This is a genomic window from Pseudomonas svalbardensis, from assembly GCF_030053115.1.
In the GTDB taxonomy this organism is placed as follows: domain Bacteria; phylum Pseudomonadota; class Gammaproteobacteria; order Pseudomonadales; family Pseudomonadaceae; genus Aquipseudomonas; species Aquipseudomonas svalbardensis.
Genome location: NZ_CP125619.1, coordinates 181,981 through 194,099, shown reverse-complemented (window position 1 = coordinate 194,099; position 12,119 = coordinate 181,981). Strand labels below are relative to the sequence as shown.

At 60.4% G+C, this 12,119-nt stretch carries 11 protein-coding genes; 1 reads left to right on the top strand and 10 read right to left on the bottom strand.

Annotated features, from left to right (window positions below):
* Together QFX16_RS00855 and QFX16_RS00850 are read right to left on the bottom strand one after the other, a co-directional pair.
* Entirely contained in the window at nucleotides 1-1,713 is a 1,713-nt protein-coding gene (locus QFX16_RS00855) for a vWA domain-containing protein (RefSeq protein WP_283182459.1), read from the bottom strand.
* Nucleotides 1,714-1,800: 87 nt separating this feature from the next.
* Complete coding sequence (locus QFX16_RS00850; RefSeq protein WP_283182458.1) at nucleotides 1,801-2,361, bottom strand: YbhB/YbcL family Raf kinase inhibitor-like protein; 561 nt, start codon at nucleotides 2,359-2,361, stop codon at nucleotides 1,801-1,803.
* 139 nt (nucleotides 2,362-2,500) lie between these two features.
* On the opposite strand from QFX16_RS00850, the gene QFX16_RS00845 reads away from it, so the two are divergent.
* A complete protein-coding gene (locus QFX16_RS00845; protein ID WP_283182457.1) occupies nucleotides 2,501-4,030 on the top strand; it encodes an FAD-dependent oxidoreductase in 1,530 nt (509 codons plus the stop codon).
* Between the two features lie 90 nt (nucleotides 4,031-4,120).
* Here QFX16_RS00845 and QFX16_RS00840 read toward each other — a convergent pair whose 3' ends face one another.
* The 8 genes from QFX16_RS00840 to QFX16_RS00805 form a co-directional block, all read right to left on the bottom strand.
* Nucleotides 4,121-5,626, bottom strand: coding sequence for a YdgA family protein (locus QFX16_RS00840; protein WP_283182456.1), 1,506 nt, complete (start codon nucleotides 5,624-5,626; stop codon nucleotides 4,121-4,123).
* 324 nt (nucleotides 5,627-5,950) lie between these two features.
* Nucleotides 5,951-6,217, bottom strand: a complete 267-nt coding sequence (locus QFX16_RS00835) for a hypothetical protein (protein ID WP_283182455.1) — start codon at nucleotides 6,215-6,217, stop codon at nucleotides 5,951-5,953.
* Between the two features lie 136 nt (nucleotides 6,218-6,353).
* Nucleotides 6,354-6,992: an NADH:ubiquinone oxidoreductase subunit N gene (locus tag QFX16_RS00830; RefSeq protein ID WP_283182454.1), complete on the bottom strand. Its 639-nt coding sequence runs from the start codon at nucleotides 6,990-6,992 to the stop codon at nucleotides 6,354-6,356.
* An 82-nt stretch (nucleotides 6,993-7,074) separates the two neighbouring features.
* Entirely contained in the window at nucleotides 7,075-8,523 is a 1,449-nt protein-coding gene (locus QFX16_RS00825) for an efflux transporter outer membrane subunit (RefSeq protein ID WP_283182453.1), read from the bottom strand.
* The gene (locus QFX16_RS00820; protein ID WP_283182452.1) at nucleotides 8,520-9,407 is read right to left on the bottom strand and encodes an efflux RND transporter periplasmic adaptor subunit; all 888 of its coding nucleotides are present in this window, start codon (nucleotides 9,405-9,407) and stop codon (nucleotides 8,520-8,522) included. Before QFX16_RS00820 ends, QFX16_RS00825 begins: the two co-directional genes overlap by 4 nt.
* Nucleotides 9,404-9,613, bottom strand: coding sequence for a DUF1656 domain-containing protein (locus tag QFX16_RS00815; protein ID WP_283182451.1), 210 nt, complete (start codon nucleotides 9,611-9,613; stop codon nucleotides 9,404-9,406). Before QFX16_RS00815 ends, QFX16_RS00820 begins: the two co-directional genes overlap by 4 nt.
* On the bottom strand, nucleotides 9,610-11,682 hold the full coding sequence (locus QFX16_RS00810) for an FUSC family protein (protein ID WP_283182450.1): 2,073 nt from the start codon (nucleotides 11,680-11,682) through the stop codon (nucleotides 9,610-9,612). The genes QFX16_RS00815 and QFX16_RS00810 overlap by 4 nt, the downstream gene beginning before the upstream one ends.
* Complete coding sequence (locus QFX16_RS00805; RefSeq protein ID WP_033052997.1) at nucleotides 11,679-12,107, bottom strand: MarR family winged helix-turn-helix transcriptional regulator; 429 nt, start codon at nucleotides 12,105-12,107, stop codon at nucleotides 11,679-11,681. Before QFX16_RS00805 ends, QFX16_RS00810 begins: the two co-directional genes overlap by 4 nt.
* Nucleotides 12,108-12,119: the final 12 nt, after the last annotated feature.

Genomic DNA, 12,119 nt, shown 5'->3' with positions numbered 1-12,119 from the left:
TCAGTTGTAGCCTCCTTTAAGCGGCTCACTATTGGATGCAGTCGTGGTTCGCAGACTTTGCGCCAACTCCACCAACTGCACGAACTCTGCACGCAGACCAAATCGATCTTCGCCCCGCGCACCGCGCGCCAAAGCCTCGGTGTCCTTCAGGCTGAAATCGCCGGTATAACGCCCGTCCTTGAGCTGCTGGGAAAACGCCGCCACGGCCGCCGCAAATCTTAGGTCGTCACTGGCTTTGCCTTCAAAACCACCCGCAATCGGCCGCTCGATCAAGCGACTACTCCCACCCTCAGGTAGCTGATACCGCACTCGCAACATCGCCAGTTCCCCGGTCTTTTCGGAAACAACGGCCCCAGGATTGCCGTACCGCAGCGGCTCCAGCCAACCCTTTTCACCCTTGGGTACAATTTCGTACAACGCAGTCACCGTATGCCCTGCACCCACTTCACCGGCATCAACCTTGTCGTTAGCGAAATCCTCACGCTTCAACGCACGATTCTCATACCCCAACAGCCGATATTCACTGACCTGTGCCGGATTGAACTCCACTTGCAACTTCACGTTCTTCGCCACGACCGCCAGGGTCGAACCGAGTTGATCCACCAGCACCTTGCGCGCCTCGCGCAGGTTATCGATATAGGCATAGTTGCCATCGCCGGCATCGGCCAATTGCTCCATCAGGTGTTCATTGTAGTTATCCACACCAAACCCCAACGTGGTCAGGGAAACGCCGGTCTTGCGTTTATCCACAGCCATTTGCTTGAGGCTGTCGAAGTCGCTGATACCGACGTTGAAGTCACCGTCGGTGGCCAGCAGGATGCGGTTGATGCCCTTGGGAATAAACGCCTGCTGCGCCATCTGATAAGCCAGTTCGATGCCTGACGCTCCGGCGGTGGAGCCGCCTGCGGTCAGTTGATCAATGGCGGTACGAATCTTCGCTTTGTCACGTCCGGAGGTCGGCTCCAGCACCACACGCGAATCACCGGCATAGACGACTAATGAAACCCGGTCCTGCTCGCGCAATTGATCGACCAGCAACTTCAGGGTGCTTTTGACCAGCGGCAAACCTTCGCGTCGGTCCATCGAGCCGGATACGTCCACCAGAAACACCAGGTTCGCCGGGGCCAGTTCCGCCACCGCGCGGTCCGAGGCCTTGATGCCGATGCGAAGCAATCGGGTATGCGGGCTCCACGGCGACGGCGCCAGCTCTGTGGTCACGCCGAAAGGCGAGCCATCGGTGGGCAATGCGTAATCGTAGGGAAAGTAATTGACCATTTCCTCCAGTCGCACCGCACCTTCCGGTGGCAGGCGCCCCTGATTGAGCAAGCGGCGGACGTTGGCATAAGCACCGGTGTCGACGTCGGCGCTGAAGGTCGAGACAGGCGCTTCGGCCACGCTGTGAATCGGGTTATCCGCCAACGCTTGATACTGCTCCCGCTGCTCATCCCGATATCCATTCGGAGATGCCTCGCCCGCGGACATCAGTGCATAGCTCGCCATCGGCGCCGGACGCACGCTGCGCTTGGCCATCGTGGAGTCCGCCATGACAGCCTCGTTGCGCACCAATGCTTCAGCCGGCAGCGCAGCTTGAGCCGGTGGCGGAACCGAAGCGGAATCAGGCTTGGACGAAACGCCGCAACCGGCAATGGCCAGCAGCAACCCGGCGGCGAAACCCTGGGCGGCCGGGCGGAGGAAATGCAGAGGGAGGGACATGGGGGCTGACCTCAGGAGGAAATTGATCCATTCATCCTCTGAGACGGACAGCCCGGTAGATTCGGGTTAAGGCCGCTGAAAAAAACTTCAGCGGTGATAACGCCGTACCACACTGCTGTTTTTCAGCACATGGCCTTTGATTTTTTCCAGTAGCTGCGCGCGTGTCAGGCCGGCGGGCAAAGCTTCCGGCGCCAGGTCCAGGGCGTAGAGCTGGATGATGTAGTGGTGCGCGCTGTCGCCGACCGGCGGGCAAGGACCGACATAACCGGTGGTGCCTTTGCTGTTGGTGCCACCGACGCCTTCCAGGGCGGATTTTGCGCCGACACCGGCGGCAATCTGATGAGTCGTGGCTTTGATGCCGTAATGCACCCAGTGATCAACGCCTTGGCCTTTTTGGCCGTCAGGATCGTGCATGACAATGGCGTAACTGAGGGTGCCCGCCGGGCCGGCGTTCCAATTCAAGGCGGGTGACTGGTTGTGCCCACCACAATTGGGCGCATCGCTGGCGGCAGCCGAGGTGAACAGTCGATCGTCGGTGACACCCGGGATGTTCAAGGTGAAACGCTCCTGTGCCTGCGCCGGAAACTGCACGCAAAAGGCGACTGCAACGGCCGCCAGCCAAGGGTTCAGAGAGGTCAATCGGGTCATACCGGAGCACCTTGTGCGGGTGGGGCCGTCGTCGGCGTGCAAACTATAGCCGGACCGTTCATTCGGTGGCAGCGGGAATTGGCTGAACCTCCAGATAAGCGCCAAACTCTTAAGTGAAACGCTTGCCTGGAGAGTGATCATGGCACTGCACCGCGTCGCCCGTTTCGCCGATGTGTCCGAAAACCGGGGCCTTGAGGTCCAGATCGCAGACACGAAAATTGTCCTGCTGCGGGTGGGCGATCATCTGCGCGCCTTTCAGGGCGAATGCCCCCATGCCGGGGCGCCGCTGGCCGACGGTGCTCTGTGCCACGGACGTTTGATCTGCCCGTGGCACAAGGCTGCGTATCGGATCGAGGACGGTGCGCTGTGCGAACCGCCGGCCCTGGACAGCCTCAAGCGCTATCCGCTGGAAGTACGCGATGACGAGGTCTGGGTCGACGATCAGCCGATGTCGGACGCTCACACCCCACCGGCGGACGACGAGCGAACGTTTGTGATCATCGGTGCCGGTGCGGCAGGCACGGCGTGCGCGGCGGCGTTGCGCGAAAAGGGCTTCGGTGGCCGGGTGCTGTTGATCGACCGTGAAACCGACGCCGGTTACGACCGCACGGTCTTGAGTAAATTCGTGATTGCCGGGGAGATGCCGCTGGAAGAAGTCCCGCCGCTGCGTGATGAAAACTTTTACCGCGAACAGCGCATTGAGCGAATAAACGCTGAAGTGACGAGCCTGGACGCCGCGAACAAAACGTTGCGCCTGGCTGATGGTCAATCGCTGAGTTACGACGCTGCCCTGCTCTCCACCGGTGGCACACCCAATCCGCTTACGCTGCCTGGCGCCGATCTGCCGCAGGTGTTCGTGCTGCGTTCGAAGGATCAGGCGCAGCGGATTCTGGGCTCGGCAAAACCAGGCCAACGAGCGGTGATCATCGGCGACAGTTTTATTGCCATGGAGTCCGCTTCTTCCCTGCGTCAATACGGTCTGGAAGTCACCGTTCTGGCCCGCCACGCAGTGCCTTTTGCCAAACAGTTTGGCGATGCCGTCGGCAAATCGATTCGTGCCCTGCACGAGGCCAACGGCGTGGTGTTTCATACGGATGGCAACGCAACGCACATCGAAGGAACCGCCAGCGTCGAAGCGGTGCGCCTGGACAACGGTCAACGTTTACCGGCGGATCTGGTGTTGGTCGGCATTGGCGTCAGCCCGGCAACCGGCGCATTTACCGGCCTTCCCCTGGAAAAAGACCAGTCGCTGAAGGTCGACGGCGGAATGCGCGTGACCGATGGGCTTTGGGCCGCCGGCGATATCGCGACCTTCCCGCTCAACGGCCAGTCCCAACGGATCGAACACTGGCGCCTGGCACAACAACAGGCACGGATCGCTGCGATGAACATGCTCGGCGGCGACGAGCATTACCTCGACGTGCCCTATTTCTGGACCTGGCACTTCGGTAAAAACTACGACTACCTCGGCCACGCCGCGACCTGGGATGAGGTCGAGTTCAAAGGCGATCCTGACCATCCACCCTTTATCGGCCTGTTCGGCAAGGACGGGTTGGTGGTCGCCGCGGTGGCATGCGATGAAGAACGTGCAATCGCGCTGCTCGCCGAACGGATGAAACAGCCGCTGCCGGTGGATGAGGCGTGGCGGCTGATTCGGGACTTGAATTAGCGGCTGTTCCCCCCGTTTCAAACGCCAGACAGCAAAACGCCCGGCGTCTGCGTTGCGCAGAGGCCGGGCGTTGGTCTGTAAGCCCTGGTTTTACTGGACGGTGACATTACCGCCGAATTTGCTCATGACAAACCCGACAAACTCTTCGACGGTCATCTTCTGGCCGTTGAATTCCACCTGATTACTGGCGTAGTGCAGTTTGGCGACGATGTCGTTGCCCTCCAGTTTTGCCAACTGCGTGCCGACTGCCATGCTGCCAAACATGTCGGCGGTGGCGGTGGCCTGATCGGCGATGAGCTTGGCGTCGGTCTGACCGTCGATTTGCGACTGCACGCTCAGCAGGTCAACGAGCATTGGCTTGGACACTTTCACGTTGACGTCAAGCAGCGCGATCAGTTGTTGGGTCAGCTGGTCCGGCGGCAGGTCCATGGATTGTGGTTTGGTCAGGTCGAGCACCAGGTTGGCGCGGCTTTCGCCATTGGGGGTGTTGAACGACAGATTCTCCAAGGCGACCTGCGGGCCGGCGGCCAGCAGTTTCTCCAGGCCGGTTTTGACCTGCGCCTCTTCGGCCGGGGTCAGGACCAGCTCTGGCGCCGGTTCACCCGCAGCCACGGCCTCAGCGGCGGCCCTCTCGTACGGTTGCAGTTTGGTCTGGTAAATCTGCATCAGCGACATTGTTGCCGGGATGTCGAGGTTCTTCAGGCTCATGGCCATCTGCGCAGACCCGACAGCCTTGCCGTTCAGGGTCACCTCCCCCACCTTGTAATCGGCACGCCCCGAAGCGCTGGTGCCGGATTCCTCGGTCTGGTTCTTCATTTCAAACTTCTTGAAACCCAAGACTGACTGCTTGGCGCCGAAGGTGGTCTTGCTGTCGGTCAGCTCGACGGTGTTCTCGCCGGTGTAGTAGCCGTAGGTACTTTTTGTCAGGTTGCTGGCCAGGGTCAGACCGTTCAGTTCGACCTTCACCGGCGTCTGATCTTCAGCCACCGTGCTCAGTGTCAGGCTGTCCATGTAACCGTCGGCCTTGACCTTCTGCGCTTGAGCGCTGGCGGCGACATCGAGGTTCAGCCCGGAAAACTTCAGGCTGGACTTGTCGTCAAGCGCCACGTCCAGCGGCAGCAATTTCAGGGTGCCGTTGGTGGCATTGTCGTAACCGATGTTGACCACGCCCGTGAGTGGCGATTTGTCCTTGGCAGCGGCGAACCATTTCTCGGTGGTCGGCGTTCTTTCAAGTTCGTAGTGACTGGTGGCCAGAACCGGCAGCCACTTCAGCGACACCAGGCGTGAAAACGGCAGCGGGCCGTGCTCGATGCGATCGACGAACAGCAACTCCACCGGTGCTTCACCGAACATCTCGCCTTCGCCCTTGAGGCGGTAGTGCGCGGTGCTGCTGAACACATGGCGTTCCAGCGACACCAGCTCCAGCGACGCCGTGCCGTTGGAACCGACCAGCGCGGTTTGCAGCTCTTTGTTGGCGTCGGCGATCGAGGTGTTCAGCACACCTTCGAGTTTGGTGCCGGTGTACCAGGCACCGCCGGCGCTGATTGCACCGATGGCAACGACGATTCCAAGAAGCACGCCTGCAGATTTATTCATGAATGACCCGATCAATGTCCGTTGTTGAAGGTGTGGTCGTCTTCCCTGAACCCATGACGGGTTACGGTCACGACTGCGTTAAAAGTGCGATGGAGATTAGCATCAGGCGCACGGGGCGACCCAATGATTAAAGGTAAAGAGTGTCTATGGACCGTGCGCGGGGGTTGAGAGTTTCGGCGGGTATGAAATCGCCATCGCGAGCAGGCTCGCTCCCACAGGGACACGCGGTCAATTGTGGGAGTGAGCCTGCTCGCGAAGGCATCAGTCCTGCCAATACAGGTTCAGGAATACTGCACTTCACTTTCATCAAGCTGATGGGTAAAGCTATTGATACTGCGAAGGTTGCCAAGGTTGCCAAGGTTGTGGTTTTTCAGTAAGGCTGCCATCAACCCCAAGTTTTTTGCCGTTCACTTCAATGTCCTTAATCGTCCAGTACTCGAACGATGCGTCTCTTGAGTAGGCCGCCCAATAAATACTCAACTTCCCATTACTTGCTGACTGGAAGGTTCCTCTTCGCGCTCCATCGGTGTCGTGAAAATAGATACTGTCGCCCGGTGAAACATTTTTGAATGAGTCGTCCGTGAAGGCCATATTCTTTTGCTCCATTGTGATGTTAGGAGCTTTAATCATTGACCCTTTGAAAGATGCACACCACTGTCATAAATGACAGTTATTAATAGTTTTTTTGAATTAAAACCCGAAGTTTTATAGCGATACACCATCCATCTTATGAATACTGCACTTCAATTTCATCCAGCTGATGATCAAAGCTCTTGAGCCGTGCGGTCCATGTATAGACCAGCACTTCGAAGTCGCGATTGATCACCGCCGTGCCGCTTGGGGATTCCGAGCGCGGGTCGCAGAAGTCCAGTTGATAACGTTCGCGGGCCATGGCGGTGGCGACATCGGAGAGTTCCCTGGCGTTATTGAGCCAGTGCAAGCCCTCCTCGGACACTTGCTTGTCCAGCGCCTGGCATTGTTTTTTCAGGGTTTCGAGGCTTTTTTCCAGCGGTGTGCCGGTAAGTTCGCCCATGACTTCCTGGAACGTACGCCCCGGCTGCCAGTAACTGCCCCAGAAATACCGATCGAACACCGTTTCGACACGGCGCAGCGCGACCTTGGTGTCCCAGATCAGCACCAGGGTCTTGCCTTGTTCGAGCTGTCTTTTTTTGATGCGCTGACCCTGAACCGAAGCCCAGGCCACCACCACGATTGCCATCACGGCAATCAGTGCCACGGCGCTGTCGAGAAACACCAGCGCCTTGTCGATCTGGTGGGCCAGCATGATGCCGTAGAAATAAGTGGCCGATAGCAACACCAATGCCGCTATAGCGCACCAGAAGCCGGGAGCATAAGGGTTTTTCATTATTGGAATCCCCATGACCAACGCGAGCCTTGATTGATGAGTTCGACGCGCGACCTCATCAACTCAAAGCATAGCAACGGCCTCAGGGTTTGCCGGAGTTCGTGCCTTGCGTTCGTCCGCTTTCCCAGCCGCCACCCAAGGCCAGGAACAAATCGATCTGGCTCATGGCAACCTGCGTGCTGGCGGAAGCCAGTTGCGCCCGCACGTCGGTGTAGGTGCGGGTCGCTTGCAGGTCCGCCAGGAACGATGCGCGGCCGGCCTGAAAGAAGCGGTGAGTCTGGTCTGCCGCCAGTTGCGCCGATTGCTCGGCGTCGGCCAGTGCGTCGCGACGTTGCAGCAACGCGGAGTACTGGGCCAGGCCGGTCTGAGTTTCGCGAATGGCGTTGAGCACCACGCCATCGAAATGCGCCAGTGCGCCTTGGGTGGCGGCTTCGGCCGCGCGGATTCGCGCCCGGGAGCCGTTGGACGGCACGGTCCAGGTCAGCAACGGCCCGAAACCCCAGCGATTGGTTGCCGGTTTGCCGAGGTTTTCCAGGATACCGACGGTACCCACGGTCGCGCCGATGCTGATGTCCGGGTACAACTCGCCCGTGGCGATGCCGATGCCGGCGGTCGCGGCAGCCAATCGTCGCTCAGCCTGCCGCACATCGGGACGGCGCTTGAGCAACGTCGCGCCGTCACCGACCGGCAACAATTGCGCAATTTTCGGCAGTTCGGCGCAGCGGTCGGTGCCGGCCGGCAGTTGATCCAGCGGTTTGGCCAAGAGCATCGACAACCGGAACAACCCGGCCTGACGCGCCGCCTCATAACGCGGCATGTCGGCGCGCAAGGATTTGAATTGGGTTTGCGAGCGGGTGACCTGGGTTTCATCGCCACGCCCGGCGTCGCGCAAGCGCTGGATCAGCGTAGTGCTCTGGGCTTGCAGGTCGAGGGAATGCTGGGCGATTTCATACTCTTCATTGGCCGCGCAGATTTGGGTGTAAGCCCGAACGACATCGGCCACCAAGGTAATCCGCGCGGTATCGGCTGCGGCTTGAGTCGCATCGGCATTGGCTTTGGCCGCTTCGATACCGCGCTGCAACGTGCCGAACAGGTCGAACTGATACGAGGTGGTAATGCCAATGTCGCCGACGTTGGCCACCGGCACTTTCTCCGGCAGCAGGAATGCTTCGCCGGACTCCTGCAAACGCTGGGCTCCCATCTTCACCCCGCCGCTCCAGCCACCGGCCGCTTGAGCTTCATCGACCTGCGCGCGCGCTCGGGAAAGGTTCGCCGCCGCCACGCGTAAATCAGTGTTGGAGGCCATGGCCTGCTGGACCAATTGATCGAGGCGCGGATCCTGATACAAGCGCCACCAATCGCTGGGCACCGGCGCCGAGATGACATTTTTGCCGTTCACCGCCAAGTCGCCCTGCAAGTCTTCACGGTGTGCGGCGGCCTCGTCCGGCAAGTGATAATCCGGCCCGACCACCTGACAGGCCGATAGCAACAGGCCTAACCCGGCGATAGCCAAACCCGAGGCCCTGCTCATTTCGCGGGCTCCTGGGTTTGATCGTCAATGATCGACACCGTGGCGGTACGCCCGGCAATCATGCGGAAATCCGCCGGCACGTCGTCGAAGGCGATCCGCACCGGAATCCGCTGGGCCAGCCGCACCCAACTGAACGCCGGGTTGACGTTGGGCAGCAAGTTGCTGCCGCTGCTGCGGTCGCGGTCTTCGATGCCGGCGACGATGCTTTCCACGTGCCCACGCAGGCGAGCCCGGTCGCCGACAACGCGAATATCGACGCTCTGACCGACATGAATGCCGTCCAGTTTGGTTTCTTCAAAATAACCGTCGATGTGAAACGAATTGCTGTCCACCACCGACAACACCGGACGCCCGGCAGTGACGAATTCCTGGTTACGCGGCGCACGGTCGTTGACGTAGCCATCCACCGGGCTGCGGATGGTCGAGCGGTCAAGGTTGAGCTGAGCGCTGTCCACCGCCACCTGAGTTTCCATCAACGCCACCTCGGCGCGGGCCACCCGGGACTGGCTCTCTTCCAGCTGCTCACCCGGCACCAGATTGCCGAGGCCACGGTTACGCTTGGCTTCGCGTTGCGCCTGAGCCAGGGTTTCCTGACGGTCGGCGACCGCCGCCTTGGCCTGACGCAGGGCCAGTTTGAAACGGTCCTGATCAATGCTGAACAACACCTGGCCGCGCTTCACTAATTGGTTGTCACGCACATCGACTCGCTGGATCAGCCCGGACACGTCCGGCGCGATCTGCACGATATCGGCACGAATGTGGCCGTCCCGGGTCCAGGGCGCAAACATGTAATACATCACCATGCGCCAGACCACGACAACGGCGAAGGTCACGATCAGCAGGGTCAGCACCACGCGACCGATGGTCAAAAAAGGTTTTTTCATGTCATCAGGTATCGACTGAGTGAGTCCACGGCGCCGAGCAGCACAGCGTAGAGAGCCACGTTAAACAATGCCCGGTGCCAGACCAGACGGTAAAAGTGCAGACGCGTCAGCAACCCGTGCACCAGCAGGAAAAACACGTACGTAATGCCCATCAGCACCAGTAGCGTGGGCAGAAACACCCCGCTGATATCCAGATCACCGATCATAAAGGCGCTCCATCGATGCCATGGGGAAGCGGTTCTTCGAGCTCGCCGGCGCCGACGAATTCCACCCCTGGCAGCAGCGACAGACGCAGGCCGCTCAAGGCATGCAGCAGATGCAGACGCGCACCTTCATCGCACTCCGTGTTGAGGGCACGGCGGGTGCGATCCAGGGTCATCAGCAACGGACTCGGCGCCGGCAAACGTTCGCCAGCCTTGAGGCAGGCCTTGAAATACTCACCGACCTCGGCCACCACCTGGTGCAGCAGCACTTGCGGTGCGCCGAGTACTCGCGGTGTATAGGCGAGCAAATCCAGCAGGTTCAGCGCCACGCGCACTTCCCGCAAGGCGATGCCCGTGTCCTGGCCGGTCATGGCCAGGCGCGGCAAATGCTGCATCAGGCGATCGAGCATCTGCACACCCAAGTGCCGGTGCTCAGACAACGTCGCCGGTTCGGTGAGGCTGACAATGTCGCGCCAGCTGAAACGGGTCAGGCGCTTCGCCGCCAGTTCGGAGCCGAACGGCCGGGCGATCAGGGTCCAGACGAAGGCGAACAACAAGCCCACGGGACCGGCCAGGTTGGAGTTGGCGAAGCTGAGGAAGTCCGCGTCGTAGGCGCCCTGAATGCTGATGAAGGACGAGGTGTTGACGAGGGTCAGCAGCATGCCCAGATAGAACTGCGGCTTGACCGTCAGGGTGCCGATGCAAATGAACGGCACGGCAAACGCCAGCACCAGCATCGGGAAGTCATGCAGGTTGGGCAGGACCAGAAACAGATAAAGACTGGCGAACAACACCGACATCGCCGTCCAGAAAAAGAATCGGTAGATCTGCGGCGCCGGGTCGTCCATCGAGGCGAAAAAGCTGCACGCCACCGCCGCCAGAATCACCGCGGCGCCGCCGTCGGTCCAGCCGAGCAGAATCCACAGCACCGAAGCGACGATGATGGCGGTGACCGTGGACGCCGCCGAATAGAGCATCAGCCCGCGGTCGAGAAACGGCGACAGCCGACCGAGCCGCCAGTGCCGATACACCGCGCGCCAACTGTCCTGGCTTTCGCACTGGATGGCGTACTGCAGGCTGCGGCAGTCTTGCCACACATCGATCCACTCGCCGAGGCGGTATAAGGCGTTGGAAAACAGCAGCTGCTTGCGATCATCCAACGCTTCGGCGGACGGTTGCAGGGCTTCGAGTTGGTCTTTCAGCGTCTGCCAGCGGGCGAGGTCGGCATCTTTGTGGCCGAGCCATTCGGTGGTCGCGGCCAGCAGCGGCGCGAACTTATCCACAAGCTCGGGCGTGCGCCGCTCAAGGGCATAGAGCGCGTCGTCGAGGGCGTCGATCACTGGTAGCAGGTGAATCATGCGACCGCGCAGTTCCTTGGTGTTTCGCACCGTTTGCGGCCGCGCGCCTTCGTGAGGGAGCTGTCCGATCATCAACTCCAATGTGTTGAAGGTCGCGACCATCGAGGAGCGCAGCGCGCTGACTTCGTCCGGTTGCACGTTGCGGCTGAGGAAACGCAGGCTGTAAGTCGAAGCATCGGCAAACCATGTGTTCACCGAATCGTTGAACACCGGCGCCAACCGCCGGGGCCAGAACATGGCGCCAACCACTGCCGCCACCGCGATGCCGAGGAAGATTTCTTCCGTCCGCGCTTCGGCCACGTCCCACACCCCCAACGGGTTATCCACCACCGGCAGAGCAATCAGCGGCAAGGTGTAACCGGCGAGCATCAGGGCGTAACTGTTTGCCGTACGCAGGTGCAGAGACAGAAACAACAGAATCCCGGTCCACAGCGCGATGACCACCACCAGCACATAGGGGCTCTGGACAAACATCGGCACAAAAAAAACCGCAGCGGCGGCACCAAGAAGGGTGCCGACTGCGCGGTACAACGCCTTGGAACTGGTAGGGCCGACAAACGGACTGGAAACGATATAGACCGTGGCCATCGCCCAATACGGCCGGGGCATTTGCATGAGCATGGCGATGTACAACGCGATCATCGACGCCGCGAACGTTCGCACTCCGTAGAACCAGTCCCGCGCCGGGGGCATGCCGGTAAAAAATCCGCTCAAGGGTTGATCACCGGCAGATGATTGGCCGATTCAAAAGCCCTCAGCACCCGCAACGCCGCTTCCAGATCACTCTGGTCGATCCCTTCGAGCACTTCATGGCGCAAGCGCACCAGCTCGATCTCGACGGCTTGCACCAACTCACGACCCGTCTCGGTCAGGCTCAGACATTTGGCGCGCCGGTCATGGGCGTCTTCGGTACGGCAGACGTAACCGGCATGACACAACTGATCCAGCAGGCGCACCAGGGACGGGCTCTCCATCCCGGCCGCCTGCGCCACCGTCACCTGCCGCACACCCTCGCCCAAACGCCCGATCATCAACAACGGAACGGCGCAGGCTTCGGAGATTCCATAGTTGACCAGCGTGGTCTGACAGATCTTCCGCCAATGCCTGGCGGCCACCACCATGGAGCTGCTGATGTTCATCTGGAGAGCGTC